This is a genomic window from Streptomyces sp. NPDC090106 (assembly GCF_044747265.1).
Taxonomy (GTDB): Bacteria; Actinomycetota; Actinomycetes; order Streptomycetales; family Streptomycetaceae; genus Streptomyces.
In genome coordinates this window covers 152,684-178,380 of sequence record NZ_JBIVDS010000018.1, presented here as the reverse complement: position 1 = coordinate 178,380, position 25,697 = coordinate 152,684, and the positions used below count along the sequence as shown (strand labels likewise).

Genomic DNA, 25,697 nt, shown 5'->3' with positions numbered 1-25,697 from the left:
GTGGTCATAGCGTGAGGGAAACGCCCGGTTACATTCCGAACCCGGAAGCTAAGCCTCACAGCGCCGATGGTACTGCAGGGGGGACCCTGTGGGAGGGTAGGACACCGCCGAACTATTATTCAAAGGGTTGGTCCCGGAACTTCTGTTCCGGGACCAACCCTTTTTTGTTTTACGTCACTTGAAGTTCACGTTGCGGAACCAACCTTTCCAGCATGGGTACTGCTGCAATGCTCAGGGCCGCCGGCGTCGGAGTCGGTGACGAGGTCGTGGTGCCGGCCTTCGGGAACGTCGAGGTCGCCGAGGCTGTCGTGATGGTCGGCGCGCTGCCGGTGTTCGCGGACATAGACCCGGTGACGTACTGCCTGGACACGGTTGCCGTCGAGGCCGCGGTGACCGAGCGGACGGCCGCCGTGATCGTCGTACACCGGTTTGGGCGGCGGGCCGATGTCGCGGGGCTGCACGGGGTGGGGCAGCGGCATGGGCTGCTGGTCCTGGAGCAGGGGGAGTCCGAGGCGCCGTACGACGAGGTCGCGCAGCGGCGGGAGCGGGCGGCCTATCTGGACGGGAAGCTGAAGGGTGTGCGGACGCCGGACGGCGGGGACGGGCACACCTATCAGCAGTACGTCGTGCGGGTGCCCGGGAACGGTCGGCCGGATCGGGACGCGTTCGCGAAAGCCTTGCGGGGCAGGGGAGTCGAGTGCCGGGTGCCGGTGAAGGCTCCGGTGCACCGGTTGCCCGAGTTCCGGCGGTGCGTGTCGCTGCGGGAGACCGAACTGGCCTCTGACGAAACGTTGGCTCTGCCGGTCGACGCCTCGTTGACGAAGCGGGACATGCAGCGGATCGTGTCGGCGTGCAACGCGCTCGGAGGACTGCTTCAGCCCGCGTTCTGATCCACGCTCCGTTCGGGTTTGGAAGCACGGGTTCGTTCGGGCTATGATCTGTTTCGTTGCGGCGGGGGAAACCCCGAAAAGCAACTGGCCCCCATAGCTCAGTCGGCAGAGCGTCTCCATGGTAAGGAGAAGGTCAACGGTTCGATTCCGTTTGGGGGCTCAGCCAAAAAGGCCCCGCCCAACTGGGCGGGGCCTTTTGCGTGTCCGGATCCGGCCGCCGCGGCGTCAGTCCTGGTGGACCTCCGGGACTCGCATCGCCAGGATCGCCATGTCGTCCGAGGGGGCGTCGGAGGCGAAGCGTTCCACGGCACGCATGATGCGGGCCGCGACCGCGCCGGCGGTCAGGCCGGTGCAGGTCGTGAGGACGTCGGTGAGCCCGTCGTCGCCCAGCATGCGGGTGCCCTCGCGGCGTTCGGTGACGCCGTCGGTGACGCACAGGAGGACGTCGCCCGGGTCGAGGGTGACGCTCTGCTCGTACAGCTCCAGGTCCTCGATGACGCCGAGCAGGGGCTGGGGTTCGGCGGCCGGTTCGACCGTGCCGTCCTGGCGCAGGCGGAGCGGCAGGGGGTGGCCGGCGCAGACGACCTTCAGCGCGGCGCTGCCGTCGGCCTGGGGGCGCATCTCGCCGTAGAGGAGGGTCAGGAAGCGGCTGCGGGCTCCCTCGTCGAGGATCGCGGAGTTGAGGCGCTCCAGGACGGCCGGGCCGCTGAGGCCCTCTCTGGCGAGGAGACGGAGTGCGTGGCGGGCCAGGCCTGTGACCGCCGCCGCGTTGGGACCGGTGCCGCAGACGTCGCCGATGGCGAAGCCGTAGGTGCCGTCGCTGATGGGGAAGACGTCGTAGAAGTCGCCGCCGACCTCGTTGCCCTCGCCGGCCGCTCGGTAGATGACCTCGACCTCGACGCCGTCGATCGTGGGCAGTTCCGGGGGCAGGAGGCTGCGCTGGAGGGACTGGCTGATGGCGGTGCGCTCGGAGTAGAGGCGGGCGTTGTCCAGGGCGAGGGCGGCCCGGCGGCTCAAGTCCTCGGCCAGTTCCAGGATTTCCTGGCGGAAGTGTTCGTCGGTGGGCTTGCCGAGGGTCAGCATGCCGATGACCCGGTTGCGGGCGACCAGGGGGAGGACCACCGTCTCGCCGCCCACCGCCGAGGCCGTGGCCAGGGTCGGGCCGATGCCCGCGCTGAGGCGGCCGATGGGCTCGCCGAGGCCCAGGCTGCGCATGGAGGTGCGCAGGGCGGCCTGGTGGGCCGACTGGGCGGGGGCCGACCAGACGCGGGCACCGGGGGTGGGGACCGGGTCGGGCGGGGCGATCTTGGACAGCAACGACTTGATGCCGTCGATGAGTTCCTCGTCCTCGTGCAGGACGTACGAGAGGTACGGCTCGGAGGCCTGGTCGGCGATCGTGTAGACCGCGCACCAGGTGGCCAGGGTCGGGACGGTCATCTGGGCCATGAGGGCCAGGGTCTGGTCGCGGTCCAGGGTGCCGGCGAGGAGGTCGGACGCCTCGACGAGGAAGCTCAGGGAGCCTCGGCGCAGGCGTTCCAGTTCACCGAGGCGGGCCGATTCGACGGCCAGCGCGATGCGGTCGGCGGCGAACTGGAGGCGCAGGGCCTCTTCGTTGGAGTACCGGCCCGGTCCCTCCGCCGCGACGCCGAGGGAGCCCGTGAGGCGGCCCTCGACCTTGAGCGGGACCGTGACGACCGAGCGCATGCCGGTGCCGCTGAGCAGCGGGACGGCGCCCGGGACGGCCGACAGGTCGTCGTGGACGGCGGGCATACGGGCCGAGCCGTAGCGGCCGGGGCCCGCCTCGACGGGGACGCGGGCGAAGCGCTGGCGGGCCGAGGGCAGGCCGGTGGAGGCGCGGACCTCCAGCTCCGTCTCGTCGTCGGTTGCGAGGAGCAGGAAGGCGGAGTCGCCGTCGAGCATGTCGCGGGCGCGTTCCACCGTGCGCTGGAGGAGGCCGTCGAGGTCGTCGGGGGCGGGGGAGCCGATGAACACCTCGAAGGGGTCCGTGCTCTGGCCGTCGCCGGTGGCGGACGTGTCGGACGGGGGCATGCGCAACGGGGTCTGGAGGACCGCGCGTTCGTGGTCGCGGACCAGGAGGCAGACCGTGGAGGGTTCGCCGTCGGTGTCGCGGACGCGGAGGTGGGAGGCGTACACGGGGGTGACGCGACCGCTGGCGGCGCGGATGCCGTAACTGCCTTCCCAGCGGGAGAGTTGGAGGGCCTCGGCGATGCCGGTGCTGGTGCCGGGGGTGTGCGGCCAGGCGGCGAGGTCGGTCAGCGGCTTGCCGACGACCTGCTCGGCCGGGTACCCGAAGAGTTCCTCGGCGTCCTCGCTCCACGACGAGATGGCCGCCGTACGGTCGATCTGGACCACCGCCACGCGGACGCGGCCGTCGGCGAGGGGGAGGAGGTCGGCGGGGAGGGCGGGGCCCGCCGTGCGGGTGCCCACCGGGCGTTCGGGGAGGTCGAGCTGGAACCAGACCTGCTTGTGGGTGGGCGTGTAGTCGACTCCCCAGCGGCCGGCGAGGGCCGCGCACAGCTGGAGTCCCCGGCCGCCCTCGCGGTCGGGGCTGCCCATGGTGGCCGGGTGGCCCTGGAGGGGGATCTCACGCTCCGGGTAGCGGTCGGCGACCTCGACGCGTACGCCGTCCTCGAGACGCAGGCACAGGACGTCCGCGGCGGTGCCGGCGTGGACCACGGCGTTGGTCACCAGTTCGCTGGTGAGGACCACGGCGTCGTCCACGATGTCGGCGAACCCCCAGCCCTGGAGGGTGTCGCGGACGAAGGAGCGAGCGGTCGCGACCGATCGTCCGACGGGTTCGAAGCTGGCTGCCGCTCGCGCGGTGATCACAGAACTCCTCGACCGGTTGTCGACGTGCAGGGCTTCGCGGCCGACCGGCTCGTGCCGCGGGTGCGGCAGGCCGTCTGTCGGCCGACGGTCCGGGGAGTGTTCCCCAGGGATCAGTCCGGTGGTCATGTTGTGCGGCCGCCCTCCGATGCCCGCTCGTTCCTCGTGCCACCGCCCAGGCCGGACCCGACCGGCGCGGCTGGACAGCCGCATGCAAGGTTACTTACCTTCCCCGTCCGTGCGGATGCCGGTCACCAGTGTTTCCGTCCGGAGGGTGTGCGGACGATGTGCGAAGCTGCCGAACTGTTATGGCCTGGTTCAGGCAGGGTGAAACACTGGGCAAGCTTCTTGTGAAGGTCCGGGCAGGCGAGGTGTGGTCTGCACAGGGCGGGCAGCAGCCCGTAACCAAGCCCTGGTATATCCGGCAGTATCGGTCGATCCCTGCGGGAGGGACAAGTGGAGTCTGGCGCAGCGACGCGGAGCACGAAGACGCGCGCGAAAGGCGGACAGTCCCTGCAAAACCAGCGCAAACCACGTGGCGGGACCACCGCCGTGGACACGGCTTCCCTGAACCGGTTGCTGGCGGCTCTCGTGGCCATGCGGGACGGGAACTTCCGCAAGCGGCTCACGGTGTCCGGCGACGGTGAGATGTCCGAGATCGCCGCCGTGTTCAACGAGGTGGCGGACCGGAACCTGCATCTGACCGGCGAGCTGTCGCGGGTGCGGCGCATGGTGGGCCGTGAGGGCAAGCTGACCGAGCGGCTGGAGACGGGCGCCTGCGAGGGCTCGTGGGCGGCGGCGATCGACGCGTCGAACTCGCTGGTCGACGATCTCGTACGGCCGGTCTCCGAGGTCGGCCGGGTGCTCACCGGGGTCGCCGAGGGCGATCTGTCGCCGCGCATGGAGCTCAGGACGCAGGCGCCGGACGGGACGGGGCATCCGCTGCGCGGGGAGTTCCTGAAGGTCGGCCGGACCGTGAACAACCTGGTCGACCAGTTGTCGACCTTCACCGACGAGGTCACGCGCGTGGCCAGCGAGGTCGGTACGGAGGGCAAGCTCGGCGGGCAGGCCCGGGTGCGCGGTATGTCGGGTTCGTGGAAGGACCTGACGGAGTCGGTCAACACGATGGCGTACCGGCTGACCGCGCAGGTGCGGGACATCGCGCTCGTGACGACGGCGGTCGCCAAGGGTGACCTGTCACGGAAGGTCACCGTTCATGTGGCCGGCGAGATGCTGGAGCTGAAGAACACCGTCAACACGATGGTGGACCAGCTCTCCTCGTTCTCCTCCGAGGTCACCCGTGTCGCGCGCGAGGTGGGCGTCGAGGGCGAGCTGGGCGGTCAGGCCACCGTGCCGGGTGTCTCCGGCACCTGGAAGGAGCTCACCGACTCGGTGAACCTGATGGCCGGCAACCTCACGGCCCAGGTGCGCGGGATCGCCCAGGTGACGACCGCGGTCGCCAACGGTGACCTGTCGCAGAAGGTCACGGTCTCGGCGCGCGGTGAGGTCGCGCAGCTCGCCGACACGATCAACCAGATGACCGAGACGCTGCGGATCTTCGCGGACGAGGTCACGCGCGTGGCCAACGAGGTCGGCGCGGAGGGGCAGCTCGGCGGGCAGGCGAACGTGCCGGGCGCGGCGGGCACGTGGAAGGACCTCACGGACTCCGTCAACACCGTCTTCCGGAACCTGACCACGCAGGTGCGGGACATCGCCGCCGTGACGACGGCGGTGGCCAACGGCGACCTGTCGCAGAAGGTCACCGTGGACGTGGCCGGCGAGATGCTGGAGCTGAAGAACACCGTCAACGGGATGGTCGACCAGCTCTCCGCGTTCGGTGCCGAGGTCACGCGCGTGGCGCGCGAGGTCGGTGTCGAGGGTGAGCTGGGCGGCCAGGCACAGGTGTCGGGGGCGGCCGGTACCTGGAAGGACCTCACGGACTCCGTCAACACCGCGTTCCGGAACCTGACCGGACAGGTGCGCAACATCGCCCAGGTGACGACGGCGGTGGCCAACGGCGACCTGTCGCAGAAGGTCACCGTGGACGTGTCCGGCGAGATGCTCCAGCTGAAGAACACCGTGAACACGATGGTCGACCAGCTGTCGGCCTTCGCGGACCAGGTGACCCGGATGGCCCGGGACGTGGGCACCGAGGGCCGCCTGGGCGGTCAGGCGGTCGTGCCGGGGGTGTCCGGCACCTGGAAGGAACTGACCGACTCCGTCAACTTCATGGGTGGCAACCTCACCTCGCAGGTGCGGCAGATCGCCCAGGTGACGACCGCGGTGGCCCGCGGTGACCTGTCCCAGAAGATCGACGTCGACGCGCGCGGCGAGATCCTGGAGCTGAAGAACACCATCAACACGATGGTCGACCAGCTCTCCGCCTTCGCCGACCAGGTGACCCGGGTGGCCCGTGAGGTGGGCACCGAGGGGCGCCTGGGCGGACAGGCGCAGGTGCCCGGCGTCGCCGGTGTGTGGCGCGACCTCACGGACTCCGTGAACGGCATGGCGTCCAACCTGACCGGCCAGGTCCGCAACATCGCGCAGGTCGCGACGGCGGTGGCCCGCGGCGACCTGTCCCAGAAGATCACCGTGGACGCGCGCGGGGAGATCCTGGAGCTGAAGAACACCCTGAACACGATGGTCGACCAGCTGTCCTCCTTCGCGGAGGAGGTCACCAGGGTGGCCCGTGAGGTGGGCACCGAGGGGCAGCTCGGCGGCCAGGCGGAGGTGCAGGGTGTCTCCGGCACCTGGAAGGACCTCACGCAGTCCGTGAACTTCATGGCGAACAACCTGACCATCCAGGTCCGCAACATCGCCGAGGTCACGACCGCCGTCGCCAAGGGCGACCTGTCGAAGAAGATCACCGTCGACGCCAAGGGCGAGATCCTCGAACTCGTCACGACCGTCAACACGATGGTCGACCAGCTGTCGTCCTTCGCCGAGCAGGTGACCCGGGTGGCCCGTGAGGTGGGCACCGAGGGCATCCTGGGCGGCCAGGCGCACGTGCCGGGTGTCGTCGGCATCTGGAAGGACCTGAGCGACAACGTCAACCTGATGGCCAACAACCTGACCATGCAGGTGCGGAACATCTCCCAGGTCGCCAACGCGGTCGCCAACGGCGACCTGACCCGCACGGTGACCATCGAGGCGCGCGGTGAGCTGGCGCAGCTCGCCGACACCTTCAACACCATGGTGAAGACGCTGAGTTCGTTCGCCGACCAGGTCACCAAGGTGGCCCGTGAGGTGGGCACCGACGGCATCCTCGGCGGCCAGGCACGCGTACCCGGTGTGGCCGGTACGTGGAAGGACCTCACCGAGTCCGTGAACCAGATGGCGTCCAACCTGACCGGTCAGGTGCGCAACATCGCCATGGTCACGACCGCCATCGCCAAGGGCGACCTGACCAAGAAGATCGACATCGACGCGCGCGGCGAGATCCTGGAGCTCAAGACCACCATCAACACGATGGTCGACCAGCTCTCGTCCTTCGCGGAGGAGGTCACCCGTGTCGCCCGTGAGGTGGGCACCGAGGGGCAGCTCGGCGGCCAGGCACGCGTGCGTGACGTGGACGGCACCTGGCGCGACCTGACCGAGTCGGTGAACGAGATGGCCGGGAACCTGACCCGGCAGGTGCGGGCCATCGCGCGCGTGGCGACCGCGGTGACCCGCGGCGACCTGAACCTGAAGATCGACGTGGACGCGTCCGGGGAGATCCAGGAACTCCAGGACTACATCAACAAGATGATCGCCAACCTGCGTGACACCACGATCGCCAACAAGGAGCAGGACTGGCTCAAGGGCAACCTGGCGCGCATCTCGGCCCTCATGCAGGGCCGCCGGGACCTCCAGGACGTGGCCTCGCTGATCATGAGCGAGCTCACGCCGGTGGTCTCCGCGCAGCACGGCGCGTTCTTCCTGGCGATGGCCGACGTCAGCCAGAGCGGCGACGACCAGTACGAGCTGCGGATGCTGGGGTCCTACGGCTACTCCATGGGGTCCATGCCGACCTCGTTCCGGCCCGGTGAGGCGCTGGTGGGGACGGCGGCCCAGGAGAAGCGCACGATCCTCGTGGAGAACGCGCCCAGCGGCTATCTGAAGATCTCCTCGGGGCTCGGCGAGGCGCCGCCCGCGCAGGTGATCGTGCTGCCGGTGCTGTTCGAGGGCAAGGTGCTGGGTGTGATCGAGCTGGCGTCCTTCACGCCGTTCACGCAGATCCAGAAGGACTTCCTCAACCAGATCGCCGAGATGATCGCGACCAGCGTCAACACCATCTCGGTCAACACCAAGACCGAGGTGCTGCTGAGCCAGTCGCAGGAGCTGACCGAGCAACTCCGTGAGCGGTCGGCCGAGTTGGAGAACCGGCAGAAGGCCCTGCAGTCCTCCAACGCCGAACTGGAGGAGAAGGCCGAACTGCTGGCCCAGCAGAACCGCGACATCGAGGTCAAGAACACCGAGATCGAGGAGGCGCGGCAGGTCCTGGAGGAGCGCGCCGAGCAACTCGCCGTCTCGATGCGTTACAAGAGCGAGTTCCTCGCCAACATGTCGCACGAGCTGCGCACCCCGCTCAACTCGCTGCTGATCCTGGCCAAGCTGCTCGCCGACAACGCGGACACCAACCTCACCCCCAAGCAGGTCGAGTTCGCCGAGACGATCCACGGCGCCGGTTCCGACCTGCTCCAGCTGATCAACGACATCCTCGACCTGTCCAAGGTCGAGGCGGGCAAGATGGACGTCTCCCCGACGCGTATCGCCCTGGTGCAGCTCGTCGACTACGTGGAGGCCACCTTCCGCCCGCTGACCGCGGAGAAGGGTCTCGACCTGTCCGTACGGGTCTCCCCGGAGCTGCCCGCGACGCTGCACACCGACGAGCAGCGCCTCCTCCAGGTGCTGCGCAACCTGCTGTCCAACGCGGTGAAGTTCACCGACTCCGGGGCCGTGGAGCTGGTGATCAGGCCGTCCGGGGCCGACGTGCCGGTGGCGATCCGGGAGCAGTTGCTGGAGACCGGGTCGCTCACCGACCCGGACGCGCCGCTGATCGCGTTCTCGGTGACCGACACCGGCATCGGGATCGCGGCCAGCAAGATGCGGGTGATCTTCGAGGCGTTCAAGCAGGCCGACGGTACGACCAGCCGCAAGTACGGCGGTACGGGCCTCGGGCTGTCCATCTCGCGGGAGATCGCGCAGCTGCTCGGCGGCGAGATCCACGCGCAGAGCGAGCCGGGCCGCGGCTCGACGTTCACGCTGTATCTGCCGCTGCACCCCAGCGAACTGCCGCCGCAGGGCTATCAGCAGCCCATGCCCGCGCTGGAGGCCGGGGAACTGCTCGCCTCGGAGAACGGCCGGCCCGACGTGGAGATCGAGACGCCGGCCGAGGTCAAGTCGTACCAGGAGACCCAGAACGGGCCCGCGGCGCTCTTCCGGCGGCGCCGCAGGACGCTGCCCGAGGTCGAGCCGCGCGGGCTGCCGCAGGAGCAGTGGTCGCTCGCCGAGCAGAGTCCGGCGCCGGAGCCGCGCCGGGGCATCCGGTTCGGCGGCGAGAAGGTGCTCATCGTCGACGACGACATCCGCAACGTCTTCGCGCTGACCAGCGTGCTCGAACAGCACGGGCTGTCCGTTCTGTACGCCGAGAACGGCCGTGAGGGCATCGAGGTCCTGGAGCAGCACGACGACGTGACGGTCGTGCTGATGGACATCATGATGCCCGAGATGGACGGGTACGCGACGACGACCGCGATCCGCCGGATGCCGCAGTTCGCGGGGCTGCCGATCATCGCGCTGACGGCGAAGGCGATGAAGGGCGACCGGGAGAAGGCCATCGAGTCGGGCGCCTCGGACTACGTGACCAAGCCGGTCGACCCCGATCATCTGCTCGCGGTCATGGAGCAGTGGATGGCGAGGGGCGTGTGAGCGGGGGGCGTGCGCGCCGCGCGGCCCGAGCACGTGCGGGTCGCGTGACCGGAGGGGGCGGGCTTCGCGTGGATGCTGCGAGAACCTCCGGAGTTCACGCGGAGTTGCTGACGCAGTGTGCCCGTCGCCGTGTAGAAGTACGGGATTCGGGGAACCTTCTGGTCTCCCGCTGCGTTTCTGCTACGTGCACAGTGACATCGCGGTGACAGGGTGTGGCGACGGACAGGGTGCGGCTACCATGACCGGCACAAGGACGGGCGGCGAAAGGGAGTCGTCCCCAGGGGCGGCGCCCGGTGCACATCCGGGGCGAGGAGGGCGGGCCATGGTGCAGAAGGCCAAGATCCTCCTGGTCGATGACCGGCCGGAGAATCTGCTCGCGCTGGAGGCCATCCTCTCCGCGCTCGATCAGACACTGGTGCGGGCATCGTCCGGGGAGGAAGCGCTCAAAGCACTGCTCACTGACGACTTCGCGGTGATTCTGCTGGATGTCCAGATGCCGGGCATGGACGGCTTCGAGACCGCGGCGCACATCAAGCGGCGGGAGCGCACCCGGGACATCCCGATCATCTTCCTGACCGCGATCAACCATGGCCCGCACCACACCTTCCGGGGGTACGCGGCGGGCGCGGTCGACTACATCTCCAAGCCGTTCGATCCGTGGGTGCTGCGCGCCAAGGTCTCGGTCTTCGTCGAGCTGTACATGAAGAACTGCCAGCTGCGTGAGCAGGCGGCGCTGCTGCGGCTCCAGTTGGAGGGCGGCGCGGGCAAGACCCCGGCCGGCGAGGCGAAGGAGCCGGCGGGACTGCTCGCCGAGCTGTCCGCGCGGCTCGCGGCGGTCGAGGAGCAGGCCGAGGCGCTGTCCAAGCAGCTCGACGACGAGTCGGCGGACGCGGCGGCCGTCGCCACGGCCGCGCACCTCGAACGCAAACTCACCGGACTGCGGCGGGCGCTGGACGCGCTGGAGCCCGGTGCCGCTGCCGCCCCGCCGCTGCCGTCCCAGAACTGAGGCCCGGGCACGGACGAGTTGCGTGTGACCACACGTCAGTTCCGTGCCCGCGCAAGGGCGACACGAACGGGTGAAGCACTGACCACACGTGTCCGCTCCCGTCTCCCCCGGTAACCTCACACCCATGGCCTCACGTCCCTCCGCTGCCAAGAAGCAGCCCGCGAAGAAGGCGGCGGCTCCGGCGAAGAAGGCCGTGGCCAAGAAGGCTCCGGCCAAGAAGGCGCCCGCCAGGAAAGCCGCCGCGAGGAAGACCGCGCCGCCGCCCAAGCCCGCGCCGAACCCGACCGGCGGTGTCTACCGGCTCGTCCGCGCCGTCTGGCTGGGCCTGGCGCACGCCGTGGGCGCGGTGTTCCGCGGCATAGGGAACGGCGCCAAGGGCCTCGACCCGGCCCACCGCAAGGACGGCGTGGGGCTGCTGCTGCTCGGGCTCGGGCTGATCGTCGCTGCGGGCACCTGGTCGAACCTGCGCGGGCCGGTCGGCGACCTCGTCGAGATCATCGTCACCGGCGCCTTCGGCCGCCTCGACCTGCTCGTGCCGATACTGCTCGCGGTCATCGCCGTGCGGTTCATCCGGCACCCCGAGAAGCCCGACGCGAACGGGCGGATCGTCATCGGGCTGTCCGCGCTCGTCATCGGGGTGCTCGGGCAGATCCACATCGCGTGCGGCTCGCCCGCCCGCAGCGAGGGCATGCAGGCCATAAGGGACGCCGGCGGGCTCATCGGCTGGGGCGCGGCGACCCCGCTGTCGTACACCATGGGCGATGTCCTCGCGGTGCCGCTGCTGGTGCTGCTGACGGTGTTCGGGCTGCTCGTCGTCACCGCCACCCCGGTCAACGCGATCCCGCGCCGGGTGCGCGAGCTCGCCGTACGCCTCGGGGTGCTGGACGCGCCCGAGACGGACGAGTTCAGCGAGGACGACGAGCGCTACGACGACCAGTGGCGCGAGGCGCTGCCCGCACGCGCGCGTGGACGGCGTTCGCCGGACGAGCCGTACGACCCCGACGGCGCCGAGCAGGAGGCCCTCTCACGGCGGCGCGGCCGTCCCCGGCGCTCCGCGGTGCCGCAGCCCGCGATGGACCGCCAGATGGACGCCGTGGACCTCGCGGCCGCCGCCGCGGCAGACCTGGACGGGGCCGTCCTGCACGGTATGCCGCCGTCGCCGCTGGTCGCCGACCTCACCCAGGGTGTGCGCGTCGGCGACGGCGAGGAGACCACCCCGACGCCGATTCCGAAGCCCGCGCCCGCCGCGCGGTCCCGGCAGGAGAAGCTCAAGGTCGAGGTCGCCGACCTCACCAAGCCCGCGCCCGAGCCGCTGGACGACCTGCCGCCGCGCGCCGAGCAGCTCCAGCTGTCCGGGGACATCACGTACTCGCTGCCCTCGCTGGACCTCCTCGCGCGCGGAGGGCCGGGCAAGGCGCGCAGCGCGGCGAACGACGCGGTCGTCGCCTCGCTGACCAACGTCTTCTCCGAGTTCAAGGTCGACGCCTCCGTCACCGGCTTCACGCGCGGGCCGACGGTCACGCGCTACGAGGTGGAGCTGGGCCCGGCGGTCAAGGTCGAGCGGATCACCGCGCTGACCAAGAACATCGCGTACGCCGTCGCCAGCCCGGACGTGCGGATCATCAGCCCGATCCCCGGGAAGTCCGCGGTCGGCATCGAGATCCCGAACACCGACCGCGAGATGGTCAACCTCGGTGACGTGCTGCGGCTCGCCGCGGCGGCCGAGGACGACCACCCGATGCTCGTCGCGCTCGGCAAGGACGTCGAGGGCGGCTACGTGATGGCCAACCTCGCGAAGATGCCGCACGTCCTCGTCGCCGGAGCCACCGGTTCCGGTAAGTCGTCGTGCATTAACTGCTTGATCACTTCCATCATGGTCCGCGCGACCCCCGAGGACGTCCGTATGGTCCTCGTCGACCCCAAGCGCGTGGAGCTGACGGCCTACGAGGGCATCCCGCACCTGATCACGCCGATCATCACCAACCCGAAGCGGGCCGCCGAGGCCCTCCAGTGGGTCGTGCGCGAGATGGACCTGCGCTACGACGACCTGGCGGCGTTCGGGTACCGGCACATCGACGACTTCAACGAGGCGATCCGCGACGGCAAGCTCAAGACGCCGGAGGGCAGCGAGCGGGAGCTGAAGACCTACCCGTACCTGCTGGTGATCGTCGACGAGCTCGCGGACCTGATGATGGTCGCGCCGCGCGACGTCGAGGACTCGATCGTGCGCATCACGCAGCTCGCGCGCGCGGCCGGCATCCACCTGGTGCTCGCCACGCAGCGCCCCTCGGTCGACGTCGTCACCGGTCTGATCAAGGCGAACGTGCCCTCGCGGCTCGCCTTCGCCACCTCCTCGCTCGCCGACTCCCGGGTCATCCTCGACCAGCCCGGCGCCGAGAAGCTGATCGGCAAGGGCGACGGGCTGTACCTGCCGATGGGGCAGAACAAGCCCACCCGTATGCAGGGCGCCTTCGTCACCGAGGACGAGGTCTCCGCGGTCGTCCAGCACTGCAAGGACCAGATGGCACCCGTCTTCCGGGACGACGTCGTCGTGGGCACCAAGCAGAAGAAGGAGATCGACGAGGAGATCGGCGACGACCTCGACCTGCTGTGCCAGGCCGCCGAGCTGGTCGTCTCCACCCAGTTCGGGTCCACGTCGATGCTCCAGCGCAAGCTGCGCGTGGGGTTCGCCAAGGCGGGGCGCCTCATGGACCTGATGGAGTCGCGGGGGATCGTCGGGCCGAGCGAGGGCTCGAAGGCTCGTGACGTTCTTGTGAAGGGTGACGAGCTGGATGGCGTGCTGGCGGTGATCCGCGGGGAGGCTTGAGGTGAGTCCTGTGCGGGTGGGCCCCCGATGTTCGATCGTGACTCACCCGTAAGGGATCATTGAGCAACCGTTTCCCTTCGGCGTACGTCAAGTTGAGGGAAGCGACAAGCTGCTGCCTCACCATCGGCGTGCCTGGGCCATACCGATGGCGTACAAAGTCCCTCCGCCCGGTTGCCCCACCCTTTCGCACCCCCCCTAGACTGAACCCTCAGCACAGGTGGCTCAAACGCTCGAAAGGCGCCCCCGTGTCCATCGGCAACTCCCCTGAAGACGAGCGTCCGTTCGAAGACGACCGCGAGGATGCCCGCCCGTCGATCGGCCGGGCCCTCCAGCAGGCCCGTATCGCAGCGGGGCTGACCGTCGACGACGTCAGCAACGCGACCCGGGTCCGTATCGCCATCGTGCACGCCATCGAGGCCGACGACTTCACCCCCTGCGGGGGAGACGTCTACGCCCGAGGCCACATCCGGACCCTGGCCAAGGCCGTCGACCTCGACCCGGCCCCCCTCCTGGAGCAGTTCTCCGCCACGCACGGCGGCGGACGTCCGGCACCGACCCCGGCCGCGCCCCTGTTCGAGGCGGAACGCATCCGCCCCGAGCGCCGCGGGCCGAACTGGACCGCGGCGATGGTCGCCGCGATCGTGGCCGTCGTCGGGTTCGTCGGGTTCACCGCGTTCAAGGGCGACGACGGCGGCACCGCGCAGGTCGCCGACGGCTCCACGCCCTCGACCAGCAAGACCGCCTCGCCGACGCCCAAGAACGAGAAGCCCGGGACGCCGACGCCGGCCCCGTCCGACAGCGCCATCGCGGCGGCTCCCCAGGACAAGGTGACCGTCCAGGTCAGCGCCGCCGACGGCAAGAGCTGGATCTCCGCCAAGGACCACAACGGCCGCCTCCTGTTCGACGGCCTCCTCCAGCAGGGCGACTCGAAGACCTTCCAGGACAGCGAGAAGATCAACCTCGTCCTCGGTGACGCCGGGGCGATCCAGCTCTACGTCAACGGCAAGAAGATCGACGACGACTGGCGCCCGGGCGCCGTGGAACGCCTGACGTACACGAAGGGCGACCCGCAGGTCGGCTGAACCCGGTCTTCGGGAGCCTGGCTGGGGCCTGGGTGAGAAATGGACGGGGTTGGTCGAAGCGGCCAACCCCGTCGACGTGGGGTGTCAGTGGAACGAAGTACTCTTGAGCCCATGCCTGAACGCCGTACCGTCGCACTCGTCACTCTTGGCTGCGCCCGTAACGAGGTGGACTCGGAGGAGCTCGCAGGCCGCTTGGAGGCGGACGGCTGGGATCTCGTCGAGGACGCCGCCCACGCGGACGTCGCCGTCGTCAACACCTGCGGCTTCGTCGAAGCCGCCAAGAAGGACTCCGTCGACGCCCTCCTGGAGGCCAACGACCTCAAGGGTCATGGCAGAACCCAGGCCGTGGTGGCGGTGGGCTGCATGGCCGAGCGGTACGGCAAGGACCTCGCGGAGGCGCTGCCCGAGGCCGACGGCGTGCTCGGCTTCGACGACTACGCCGACATCTCCGACCGGCTCCAGACGATCCTCAACGGCGGCATCCACGCCTCGCACACCCCGCGCGACCGGCGCAAGCTGCTGCCGATCAGCCCGGCCGAGCGCCAGGAGTCCGCGGCCGAGGTGGCCCTGCCCGGGCACGCCCCCGTGGACCTCCCGGAGGGCCTCGCCCCGGCCTCCGGCCCCCGCTCGCCGCTGCGCCGCCGTCTGGACGGCTCCCCGGTCGCCTCGGTGAAGCTCGCCTCCGGCTGCGACCGCCGCTGCACCTTCTGCGCGATCCCGTCCTTCCGGGGCTCCTTCATCTCCCGCCGCCCGAGCGACGTGCTGAACGAGACGCGCTGGCTGGCCGAGCAGGGCGTCAAGGAGATCATGCTGGTCTCCGAGAACAACACCTCCTACGGCAAGGACCTCGGCGACATCCGGCTGCTGGAGTCCCTGCTGCCCGAGCTGGCCGAGGTCGACGGCATCGAGCGGGTGCGCGTCAGCTACCTCCAGCCGGCCGAGATGCGGCCCGGCCTGATCGACGTCCTGACGTCCACGCCCAAGGTCACGCCCTACTTCGACCTCTCCTTCCAGCACTCCGCCCCCGCCGTGCTGCGCTCCATGCGCCGCTTCGGCGACACCGACCGGTTCCTGGAGCTGCTCGACACCATCCGGAGCAAGGCGCCCCAGGCGGGTGTGCGCTCCAACTTCATCGTGGGCTTCCCCGGTGAGAGCGAGTCCGACCTGGCCGAGCTGGAGCGCTTCCTGAACGGCGCGCGGCTCGACGCCATCGGTGTGTTCGGCTACTCCGACGAGGAGGGCACCGAAGCCGCCACGTACGAGAACAAGCTGGACGTGGACGTCGTCGCCGAGCGGCTCGCGCGGGTCTCGCGGCTCGCCGAGGAGCTGGTGTCCCAGCGCGCCGAGGAGCGCGTCGGCGAGACCGTGCACGTACTGGTGGAGTCCGTCGACGACGAGGGCGTGTACGGGCGCGGCGCGCACCAGGCGCCGGAGACGGACGGCCAGGTGCTCCTCACGAGCGGCGAGGGTCTGAGCGTCGGCCGTATCGTCGAGGCGAAGGTGGTCGGAACCGAGGGTGTCGACCTGGTGGCCGAGCCGCTGGCGGGCTCGCTCGCGTGTAGTGAGGAGGCGGGCAGATGAGCGGAGTACCGGCGTCCGCCGCGGGTGGCTCCTCCCCGGCGGGTGCACAGGGTGACGTGCAGCGTGGTGAGATCCAGCGCGGCGAGGTCCAGCGGGGTGCCGGGAAGGCGCCCCGCGGCGGCAAGATCGCCGCTGCCGCCGTCAACGAGGCCAGCCTCTGGAACATCGCGAACATCCTGACGATGGTCCGGCTCCTGCTCGTGCCCGGCTTCGTCGCGCTGATGCTGGCCGACGGCGGCTACGACCCCGCTTGGCGCTCGCTGGCCTGGGCGGCTTTCGCCATCGCGATGATCACCGACCTGTTCGACGGCCACCTGGCGCGCACCTACAACCTGGTCACCGACTTCGGGAAGATCGCCGACCCCATCGCCGACAAGGCGATCATGGGTGCGGCGCTGATCTGCCTGTCCGCGCTGGGCGATCTGCCGTGGTGGGTCACGGTCGTCATCCTCGGCCGGGAACTCGGGATCACCCTTCTGCGTTTCATCGTCATCCGGTACGGCGTCATCCCGGCTAGCCGCGGCGGCAAGCTCAAGACGCTCACGCAGGGCGTGGCCGTCGGCATGTACATCCTGGCGCTGACGGGATGGCTGGCCACGCTGAGGTTCTGGGTGATGGGCGCGGCACTCGTGCTGACCGTCGCGACCGGGCTGGACTATGTGAGACAGGCCATTGTGCTGCGCAGGCAGGGAATCGCCGAGCGCGAGGCGGCGTTGGAGGAGACGGAAGCGTGAGTTCCCCGGCCACCGACGTGGTGCGACTACTGACCGTGAAGGGCGAGACGCTCGCGGTCGCGGAGTCGCTCACCGGTGGGCTGGTCGCGGCGGAGATCACCTCGGTCCCCGGCGCCTCCAGGGCCTTCCGGGGCTCGGTGACGGCCTACGCCACCGAGCTCAAGGGGGAACTGCTCGGTGTCGACGCCGGCCTGCTGGCGGCCCACGGGGCGGTGGATCCGCAGGTCGCGGCCCAGATGGCGGCCGGAGTGCGCAAGGCGCTCGGCGCGGACTGGGGCATCGCCACCACCGGCGTGGCAGGCCCTGACGAACAGGACGGAAAACCGGTCGGAACGGTCTACGTGGCGGTGGACGGACCCGCCTCCGGAATTCCGGATGGCGGGAAAGTGACGTCGTTGCGGTTGAACGGCGACCGCGCGGAAATTCGTATGGAGAGTGTACGGAGCGTACTCGCACTGCTCCTTCGGGAGCTTGCGGGCGAACAGACCGGGAATGAGCGGGCACAGGATACGGAACGGAACGGGGGGTTTTGATGTTTGCAGCCCTGAGTGAACACGACATCGCTCCCCGCACGGCCGCGGCGCAAGGCGGTACGGTGGGGCGTGAAGGATGCGGCTACGCGGTCCGAGGAGGGAGCCACCGATGATTCTGCTCCGTCGCCTGCTGGGTGACGTGCTGCGTCGGCAGCGCCAACGCCAGGGCCGTACTCTGCGCGAAGTCTCCTCGTCCGCCCGAGTTTCACTCGGCTATCTCTCCGAGGTGGAGCGGGGGCAGAAGGAGGCGTCCTCCGAGCTGCTCTCCGCCATCTGCGACGCGCTGGACGTACGGATGTCGGAACTGATGCGGGAAGTGAGCGACGAGCTCGCCCTCGCCGAGCTGGCCGCGTCCGCCGCGGCCACCCCGAGCGAGCCCGTGCCCAGGCCGGTTCGTCCGATGCTGGGCTCCGTGTCGGTGACCGGTGTGCCGCCGGAGCGGGTGACCATCAAGGCACCCGCCGAGGCAGTGGACGTCGTCGCCGCCTGAGCGTCACCCAGGCAGTGCTCAAGGACATGTCCGAGAGCGCTTGAGAAGTGCCGGAGGCCCCGGCCGGGTCTCTCCCGATCCTCGGATCGTCTGGAGAGGCGTCGGCCGGGGCTTTCGTGCATCGTGGGACGGGTGGGGGCTCGGGGTCGTGCACAGGCGCAGTGATCGGAGCATGCGGATGTACGTCGTGAAGAGCCCGTTGTCCGAGGCGGACCTGAAGACCGTGGCCGGGGCGTTGCAGGGTGCCCTCGTCGATCTGGTCGACCTCGCCCTCGTGGCGAAGCAGATCCACTGGAACGTCGTCGGGCCGCGGTTCCGGTCCGTGCATCTGCAACTCGACGAGGTCGTCGACATCGCGCGCACCCACTCCGACACCGTGGCCGAGCGGGCCTCCGCGCTGGGCGTCCCGCCCGACGGGCGTGCGGCGACCGTGGCGGCCGGCAGTGGCATCGGGGCGGTGCCCGACGGATGGGTCAAGGACACGGACGCCGTGGGGACGCTGGTGGAGGCCCTCGGGGCGGTGATCGTACGGATGCGGGAGCGGGTCGCGGCGACCGGGGACGCCGATCCGGTGAGCCAGGACCTCTTCATCGGCGTGACGGCCGATCTGGAGAAGCATCACTGGATGTTCCAGGCCGAGAACGGATGAGGTGCGTGGCGAGTGCCGGGGTGCCCTGGTGCTTCGGTGTGCCCTTGGTGCGCCCTGCCGCTCGGCTGACGTGGCGGCCTAGCCTCGGGGTTCTCGGCTTGGAGGTGGGTTCATGGCACTCCCGATAGTGCGCTGGGGGGTGGCCGCGGGTGCGGGGGCGCTGTGGTGGTGGGCGGTGCTGCGCCTGGCCACGGCCCCGGACGCCGGGGCGCTGGAGGGTGCCGTGGCCGCCGGCGGGTGGGGGCTGAGTCTGCTGCCGGTGCACTGCGTGCCGAGGTCACGGGCGATCGGCGCGCTGGCCGCCGGGCGGTGGCGGGCGGCCTGGGGGGTCACCACGGCATCGCCACCCCGCCGTTCGGACGCAGGATCTGGCCCGTCGTGAACGAGGACGCGTCCGAGGCGAGGAAGAGCACGGTGTGGGCGACGTCCTCGGCCCGCCCGACCCGCTTCAGCGGTGACATCCGGGCCATCACCGCCTCCGTACGTGCCTGCTCCTCGCCGTGCCGGTCGGTCATGGGCGTGCGGATCCAGCCGGGGGCGACCGCGTTGACCCGGATGCCGTGCCGGCCGACCTCGTTGGCCAGGGTCTTCGTGAGCTGGACGACGGCGGCCTTGGCGGCGCCGTAGGCGAGGAGGCCGGGGCCGCCGGTGTCGATCGCGCCGGACGCCATCGTGACGATGCTGCCCCCGGTCTCCCGGGCGAGCATCAGGCGGGCCGCCTCCTGGCACGCGTACAGCACGCCCTTGAAGTTGACGTCCAGGACGCGGTCGAGATCCTCGTCGCTCGTCTCCAGGACCGGGCTGCTGTGCATGATCCCGGCGATCGCGGCCATGACGTCCAGACGGTCGCAGGCGGCGACGGCCTGCTGGACCTGGGCCCGGTCCGTCACGTCGAGGTGATGGGTGCGGGCCGTGCCGCCCTTGTCCTTGATCAGGGTCGCCGTCTCGTGCAGGCCCTGGGCGTCGCGGTCGGCGCAGTGCACGGTGGCGCCGGCTTCGGCGAGCAGGACCGCCGAGGCCCGGCCGATGCCACCCGCGGCGCCGGTGACGAATGCGGTGCGTCCGGTGAGGTCGTATGCGCTGACGGTCATGGGGGGACGGTACGAGGGTTTCTGACGGGTCGTCAATTGTCGTGTCCGGGGCGCTGGGTGCTCGGCTCCGGGTGCTCGGCGTTGGACGGTGGGGCGGTGAGGGCGTTCGGTTCTACGGGGTCGGGCCCGCCTGGCAGGCCGGGCACCAGTACGTGGGGCGTTCGCGGGAGCCGTCGCCCTGGTCGGCGCCGCGGATCGGGGTGCCGCAGCGCAGACAGGGGCGGCGGGCGCGGCCGTAGACGAACAGGTCCTGGCCGGGGTGGCGTGCGTAGCGGCCTGTGGTGGTGCGGACCGGGCGGTCCCGGTTGGCCTCCAGGAGCTTCTTGGCGAGCGCGGGCAGCCCGGCGGCGCGGCCGGCGGGGAGGGCGCCGACGGGGAGCCAAGGGGTGACGCCGAGGAGGAAGCAGAGCTCGCTCTTGTAGACGTTGCCGATGCCCGCGAGATTGCGCTGGTCGAGCAGGGCCTCGCCGAGCGGGCGGGCCGGGTCCCGGAGGAGGCGGGCGAGGGCGAGGTCCGGGTCCCAGTCCGGGCCCAGCAGGTCGGGGCCGAGATGGCCCACGACCCGGGCCTCGTCCGCGGTGCGGAGCAGTTCGAGGACGGGGAGGCGGTAGCCGACGGCCGTGCGGTCGGCGGTGCCGAGGATCGCCCGGATCTGGTGGGCAGGGCCGCCGGTCCAGCGCTGGTCGGCCGTGAAGACCTTCCAGGCGCCGTCCATCTTCAGATGCGAGTGCAGGGTGAGGTCGCCCTCGACACGGGTCAGGAGATGCTTCCCGCGCGGGGTGACGTCCAGGACCGTGCGGCCGGTGAGGTCGGCCGTCGCGAACCTGGGGACGCGCAGGTCGCTGACGGTCAGGGGCTTGCCCGCGAGGGCGGTGTGCAGGCGGTGTGCCGTTCGCCAGACCGTGTCTCCTTCGGGCATGGGTCAAGGGTGGCACGGAGCGGCGCGCGGTGAGCGACGGCTCATGCGCGCAGCCGCAGGCCCCGGGGCGTGGCGATGAAGCCCGCCGCCTCCAGGAGGGTGCCGAGGGGGGACGTCAGCGCGGAGGCGCCGTTGACGCGCTCCACCGTGACCGTGCCGAGGGAGCCCGCGCGGGCCGCTGCCGCGAGGGCCTCTGCGGCGGGCCGGAGGCGGGGGTCGTCGGTGGCGGTGCCGTCCGGGTCGGTCGGCCAGGCCAGGAGGGTCTTGCCGCCGCGCTCCATGTAGAGGGCCAGCTCGCCCTCGACCAGCACGACCAGGGAGCCCGCCTTGCGGCCCGGCTTGTGCCCCGCCTCCGTCGGCGGGTCCGGCCAGGGGAGTGCGGCGCCGTACGCGTTCGCGGGGTCGGCGGCGGCCAGGACGACCGCTCTGGGATCGGGGCCCGAGCCGTGGCCGGTACGGCGGGTGCCGGGGCCCTGGTAGCCGCCCCGGGACGGGCCCGGGGGCGGGTAGTCGCGCGGGGAGAGGTAGGTGTCCCGGTCCTGGTTCCGGGAGGCGCGGGCGGGGAGCCTCGGGGCGTACGGGTTGTCCGGGCCGAAGGCGGGCGGCAGGGGGTCGTAGGACTCGTCGAGGCCGGGGGCCGGGGGAAGCGGGTCGTAGGGGCCGGAGCCGGTGTGCGTGGGGTCGGGAGGCATCTGTGGCGGGGAACCGGGCGTGGCGAACGGGTCCGGGAGGCCGGGCACGCCGAAGCCGTCGCTGGGGGAGCCGTCGACGGGGAAGCCGGATTCCGGGCCCGGGGCGGTCGGGCTCGTGCCGCGCTCGCGGGCGTTGGCCACCGCGCGCAGGCGGTCGACCGCGCCGTCCATGGCGAACTGGGCGGCGCCGAGACCCTCGACGACATAGCCGCGGCGGGCCTGGCCGGTCTCCTCGAACGCGGACAGGACGCGGTAGACCGCCGAGAAGCCGCCTTCGACCCCCTCCGCGGCGACCGCGCCCCGGGTCACCACGCCGTGCCGGTCCAGGAGGGTGCGGGCCAGGGCGTGGGCGCGCAGGGTCGGGTCGGGTTCCCGGCCGGGCAGCAGGGACCAGCGCCCCGCGACCGTGGGCGGGCCGGTACGGGACGCCGGGCGCGCGGCGGCGGTCAGGGAGCCGTACCGGCCGCGCGGGACGGCGCGCTTGGCGCGATGGGCCGTCGAGCCCGCGGTACGGCCCGAGCCGAGCAGCGAGCGCATGGGGGTGAGCGTGTCGTTGGTCAGTCGGCCGGACCAGGCCAGGTCCCAGACGGCGTCGGCGAGTTGGGGGTCCGTCGCGTCGGGGTGGGTGGTCGCGCGGACCTGGTCGGCGATCTGACGGAAGAAGAGACCGTAACCGCCCGACAGGGCCGTCAGGACCGAGTCGTGCAGCGCCGTCAGCTCCAGCGGGTGCGGGGGCGGCAGGAGCAGGGGCGCCGCGTCCGCCAGATACACCGAGACCCAGCCGTCCTTGCCGGGCAGCGAGCCCGCGCCCGCCCACACCACCTCGCCGGCCGCGGTCAGTTCGTCGAGCATCGCGGGCGTGTAACCGGCGACGCGGGACGGCAGGACCAGCTTCTCCAGGGCGGACGCGGGCACCGACGCTCCCTGCACCTGCTCGACGGCACGGACCAGGCCGTCGATGCCGCGCAGCCCGTGCCCCTTGCCGATGTGCTGCCACTGGGGCAGGAACTGCGCGAGCGCGGGCGGAGACACCGGCTCCAGCTCATGGCGCAGCGCGGCCAGGGAACGGCGGCGCAGACGGCGCAGGACCGTCGCGTCGCACCACTCCTGGCCGATGCCCGCCGGATGGAACTCCCCTTGGACGACCCGCCCGTTCGCGCCGAGCCGCTGCAACGCGCCTTCCGTGACCGCCACGCCCAGGCCGAAGCGGGTCGCCGCGGTCGCCGAGGTGAACGGGCCGTGCGTGCGGGCATACCGGGCGAGGAGGTCGCCGAGGGGGTCCTTCACCGGTTCGGTGAACGCCTCCGGGACACCGACCGGGAGCGCCGTGCCCAGCGCGTCGCGCAGGCGGCCCGCGTCCTCGATCGCCGCCCAGTGGTCCGTCCCGGCGATCCGCACCCGGATCGCGCGGCGGGCGCCCGCGAGATCCTGCGCCCACTGCGGCTCGGCACCCCGCTCGGCCAGTTCGGCGTCCGTGAGCGGGCCGAGGAGGCGGAGCAGGTCGGCGACGCCCTCGGCGTCCTTGACGCGGCGGTCCTCGGTGAGCCAGCGCAGTTCCCGCTCCAGCTCGGTCAGCACCTCGGCGTCGAGCAGCTCGCGCAGCTCCGCCTGGCCGAGCAGCTCGGCCAGCAGCCGGGAGTCGAGGGAGAGGGCCGCCGCACGGCGCTCGGCGAGCGGTGAGTCGCCCTCGTACAGGAACTGGGCGACGTAGCCGAACAGGAGGGAGCGGGCGAAGGGGGACGGTTCGGGGGTGGTGACCTCGACGAGACGGACCTTGCGGGACTCCAGGTCGCCCATCAGCTCGACCAGGCCGGGTACGTCGAAGACGTCCTGGAGGCATTCGCGGACCGCTTCCAGGACGATCGGGAACGAGCCGAACTCGCTCGCCACCTGGAGCAGTTGGGAAGCGCGCTGGCGTTGCTGCCACAGCGGGGTGCGCTTGCCGGGGCTGCGGCGCGGCAGCAGCAGCGCGCGGGCGGCGCACTCGCGGAACCGGGACGCGAACAGGGCAGAGCCGCCGACCTGGTCGGTGACGAGCTGGTCGACCTCGCCCTTGTCGAAGACGACGTCCGCCGCGCCCACGGGGGCCTGTTCGGCGTCGTACTCCGAGCCTGCCTTCATCGGCTCCTGGTCGAGGAGGTCGAGGCTCATCAGGTCGGCGTCCGGCAGGCGCAGGACGATGCCGTCGTCGGCGTGCATGACCTGGGCGTCCATGCCGTAGCGCTCGGAGAGCTTCGCGCCGAGGGCGAGTGCCCAGGGGGCGTGCACCTGGGCGCCGAAGGGGGAGTGGACGACCACGCGCCAGTCGCCCAGCTCGTCACGGAAGCGCTCCACGACGATCGTGCGGTCGTCCGGGATGTGGCCGCACGCCTCGCGCTGTTCGGCGAGGTAGGACAGGACGTTGTCGGCGGCCCAGGTGTCCAGGCCCGCGGCGAGCAGGCGCAGCCGGGCGTCGTCCTTGGCCAGGGAGCCGACCTCGCGCAGGAACGCGCCCACCGCGCGGCCCAGTTCGAGCGGACGGCCCAGCTGGTCGCCCTTCCAGAACGGCAGCCGGCCCGGTACGCCGGGGGCGGGGGAGACCAGGACGCGGTCGCGGGTGATGTCCTCGATCCGCCAGGAGCTGGTGCCGAGGGTGAAGACGTCGCCCACACGGGACTCGTAGACCATCTCCTCGTCCAGCTCGCCGACCCGGCCGCCGCCCTTCTTGGGGTCGCTGCCCGCGAGGAAGACGCCGAAGAGGCCGCGGTCGGGGATCGTGCCCCCGGAGGTGACCGCCAGACGCTGGGCGCCGGGGCGGCCGGTGACCGTGCCCGCGACCCGGTCCCAGACCACGCGCGGGCGCAGCTCCGCGAACGCGTCCGAGGGATAGCGGCCCGCGAGCATGTCGAGGACCGCGGTGAAGGCGGACTCCGGGAGGGAGGCGAAGGGGGCCGCCCGGCGGACGGTCGCCAGCAGGTCGTCGAGCTGCCAGGTGTCCATCGCCGTCATCGCGACCACCTGCTGGGCGAGGACGTCCAGAGGGTTGGCGGGGACCTTGAGGGACTCGATGGAGCCGGTGCGCATCCGCTCGGTGACGACCGCGGCCTGGACCAGGTCGCCCCGGTACTTGGGGAAGACCACGCCGGTGGAGACCGCGCCGACCTGGTGCCCCGCGCGGCCCACGCGCTGGAGGCCCGAGGCGACCGAGGGCGGCGACTCGACCTGGACGACCAGGTCCACCGCGCCCATGTCGATGCCCAGTTCGAGGCTGGAGGTGGCGACCACCGCGGGCAGGCGGCCCGCCTTGAGGTCCTCCTCGACCAGGGCGCGCTGCTCCTTCGACACCGAGCCGTGATGCGCGCGGGCGATCACGGGCGGGGCACCCTGGGCGGCGCCGGAGCCGCCCATCAGCTCGGCCGGGGAGTGATGCTCGTCCAGGGGGACGCCGGTGGCCCGCTCGTAGGCGATCTCGTTCAGGCGGTTGCACAGGCGTTCGGCGAGGCGGCGGGAGTTGGCGAAGACGATGGTGGAGCGGTGGGACTGGACGAGGTCGGCGATCCGCTCCTCGACATGCGGCCAGATCGAGGGCCGCTCCGCACCCTCGTCGCCGTCGGCCACCGGGGAGCCGCCCAGCTCGCCGAGGTCCTCGACGGGGACGACCACCGAGAGGTCGAACTCCTTGCCCGACGTCGGCTGGACGATCTCCACCTTGCCGCGCGGGGAGAGATAGCGGGCGATCTCGTCGACCGGGCGGACCGTCGCCGACAGGCCGATACGGCGGGCCGGCTTCGGCAGGATCTCGTCCAGGCGCTCCAGGGAGAGGGCGAGATGCGCGCCGCGCTTGGTGCCCGCGACCGCGTGGACCTCGTCCAGGATCACGGTGTCGATGCCGGTCAGCGCGTCCCGCGTCGCCGACGTCAGCATCAGGAACAGGGACTCCGGGGTGGTGATCAGGATGTCCGGCGGGCGCGTGGACAGCGCGCGGCGCTCGGCGGCCGGGGTGTCGCCCGAACGGATACCGACCTTGACCTCCGGTTCGGGCAGGCCGAGCCGCACGGACTCCTGGCGGATACCGGTGAGCGGGCTGCGCAGGTTGCGCTCCACGTCCACCGCCAGGGCCTTCAGCGGGGACACGTACAGGACCCGGCAGCGCTTCCTCGGGTCGGCCGGCGGGGGCGTCGAGGTGAGTTGGTCCAGGGCGGCCAGGAAGGCGGCCAGCGTCTTGCCGGACCCGGTGGGGGCCACCACCAGCACGTCCGAGCCCTCCCGGATGGCGTTCCACGCGCCGGCCTGGGCCGCGGTGGGCGCGGAGAACGCCCCCGTGAACCAGCCGCGGGTCGCGGGGGAGAAGCCGTCGAGGGCTCGGCGTGCGGAACTGACCATGCGTCCATCCTGCACCCGGCCACTGACAACACGGAGTGACCTGCGGGTTCCGTCCCGCCGCGGCGCCCGGCACCGCCGGGGTGG

At 71.2% G+C, this 25,697-nt stretch carries 15 protein-coding genes, 1 tRNA gene and 1 rRNA gene; 13 read left to right on the top strand and 4 right to left on the bottom strand.

All coding sequences use genetic code 11. The annotated features are described in order from the left end of the window. From rrf to ACIPSE_RS41595, 3 genes are all read left to right on the top strand, one after another. Nucleotides 1-113 (top strand): 5S ribosomal RNA (gene rrf, locus ACIPSE_RS41605); the annotation flags it as partial. Nucleotides 114-227: 114 nt separating this feature from the next. Then, the gene (locus ACIPSE_RS41600) at nt 228-890 is read left to right on the top strand and encodes a DegT/DnrJ/EryC1/StrS family aminotransferase (protein WP_401673945.1); all 663 of its coding nucleotides are present in this window, start codon (nt 228-230) and stop codon (nt 888-890) included. Nucleotides 891-977: 87 nt separating this feature from the next. Beyond that, nucleotides 978-1,050, top strand: a tRNA-Thr gene (locus ACIPSE_RS41595). Nucleotides 1,051-1,115: 65 nt separating this feature from the next. Here ACIPSE_RS41595 and ACIPSE_RS41590 read toward each other — a convergent pair. After that, nucleotides 1,116-3,866 (bottom strand): SpoIIE family protein phosphatase, encoded by a 2,751-nt coding sequence (locus tag ACIPSE_RS41590; protein ID WP_401673932.1) that lies wholly within the window; start codon nt 3,864-3,866, stop codon nt 1,116-1,118. Nucleotides 3,867-4,193: 327 nt separating this feature from the next. On the opposite strand from ACIPSE_RS41590, the gene ACIPSE_RS41585 reads away from it, so the two are divergent. The 10 genes from ACIPSE_RS41585 (at nt 4,194) to ACIPSE_RS41540 (ending at nt 18,931) form a co-directional block, all read left to right on the top strand. Continuing rightward, the gene (locus ACIPSE_RS41585; protein ID WP_401673929.1) at nt 4,194-9,647 is read left to right on the top strand and encodes a HAMP domain-containing protein; all 5,454 of its coding nucleotides are present in this window, start codon (nt 4,194-4,196) and stop codon (nt 9,645-9,647) included. Nucleotides 9,648-9,969: 322 nt separating this feature from the next. After that, the gene (locus ACIPSE_RS41580) at nt 9,970-10,653 is read left to right on the top strand and encodes a two-component system response regulator (RefSeq protein ID WP_401673927.1); all 684 of its coding nucleotides are present in this window, start codon (nt 9,970-9,972) and stop codon (nt 10,651-10,653) included. A 124-nt stretch (nt 10,654-10,777) separates the two neighbouring features. After that, entirely contained in the window at nt 10,778-13,480 is a 2,703-nt protein-coding gene (locus ACIPSE_RS41575; RefSeq protein WP_401673925.1) for a DNA translocase FtsK, read from the top strand. Nucleotides 13,481-13,725: 245 nt separating this feature from the next. Next, nucleotides 13,726-14,562 (top strand): helix-turn-helix domain-containing protein, encoded by an 837-nt coding sequence (locus tag ACIPSE_RS41570; RefSeq protein WP_401673923.1) that lies wholly within the window; start codon nt 13,726-13,728, stop codon nt 14,560-14,562. A gap of 111 nt (nt 14,563-14,673) precedes the next feature. Then, nucleotides 14,674-16,143 carry a 30S ribosomal protein S12 methylthiotransferase RimO gene (rimO, locus tag ACIPSE_RS41565; RefSeq protein WP_401673920.1) on the top strand — a complete coding sequence of 490 codons (1,470 nt, stop codon included), beginning with the start codon at nt 14,674-14,676 and terminating at the stop codon, nt 16,141-16,143. Beyond that, nucleotides 16,140-16,877, top strand: coding sequence for a CDP-diacylglycerol--glycerol-3-phosphate 3-phosphatidyltransferase (gene pgsA, locus ACIPSE_RS41560; protein WP_401673918.1), 738 nt, complete (start codon nt 16,140-16,142; stop codon nt 16,875-16,877). Before rimO ends, pgsA begins: the two co-directional genes overlap by 4 nt. After that, the gene (locus tag ACIPSE_RS41555) at nt 16,874-17,410 is read left to right on the top strand and encodes a CinA family protein (protein ID WP_401673916.1); all 537 of its coding nucleotides are present in this window, start codon (nt 16,874-16,876) and stop codon (nt 17,408-17,410) included. The genes pgsA and ACIPSE_RS41555 overlap by 4 nt, the downstream gene beginning before the upstream one ends. A 109-nt stretch (nt 17,411-17,519) precedes the next feature. Next, on the top strand, nt 17,520-17,900 hold the full coding sequence (locus ACIPSE_RS41550; RefSeq protein WP_401673914.1) for a helix-turn-helix domain-containing protein: 381 nt from the start codon (nt 17,520-17,522) through the stop codon (nt 17,898-17,900). Between the two features lie 178 nt (nt 17,901-18,078). Next, nucleotides 18,079-18,549 carry a Dps family protein gene (locus ACIPSE_RS41545; protein ID WP_401673913.1) on the top strand — a complete coding sequence of 157 codons (471 nt, stop codon included), beginning with the start codon at nt 18,079-18,081 and terminating at the stop codon, nt 18,547-18,549. A 112-nt stretch (nt 18,550-18,661) separates the two neighbouring features. Further along, nucleotides 18,662-18,931 carry a hypothetical protein gene (locus tag ACIPSE_RS41540; protein WP_401673910.1) on the top strand — a complete coding sequence of 90 codons (270 nt, stop codon included), beginning with the start codon at nt 18,662-18,664 and terminating at the stop codon, nt 18,929-18,931. On the opposite strand, the gene ACIPSE_RS41535 is transcribed toward ACIPSE_RS41540, so the two are convergent. The 3 genes from ACIPSE_RS41535 to ACIPSE_RS41525 form a co-directional block, all read right to left on the bottom strand. Further along, complete coding sequence (locus tag ACIPSE_RS41535; protein WP_401673908.1) at nt 18,879-19,640, bottom strand: SDR family NAD(P)-dependent oxidoreductase; 762 nt, start codon at nt 19,638-19,640, stop codon at nt 18,879-18,881. The two genes, ACIPSE_RS41540 and ACIPSE_RS41535, sit on opposite strands and share 53 nt — an antisense overlap. A 112-nt stretch (nt 19,641-19,752) precedes the next feature. Continuing rightward, entirely contained in the window at nt 19,753-20,559 is an 807-nt protein-coding gene (locus ACIPSE_RS41530) for an Fpg/Nei family DNA glycosylase (protein ID WP_401673905.1), read from the bottom strand. 41 nt (nt 20,560-20,600) lie between these two features. Beyond that, nucleotides 20,601-25,613, bottom strand: coding sequence for an ATP-dependent helicase (locus ACIPSE_RS41525; protein WP_401673902.1), 5,013 nt, complete (start codon nt 25,611-25,613; stop codon nt 20,601-20,603). Nucleotides 25,614-25,697 lie beyond the last annotated feature (84 nt).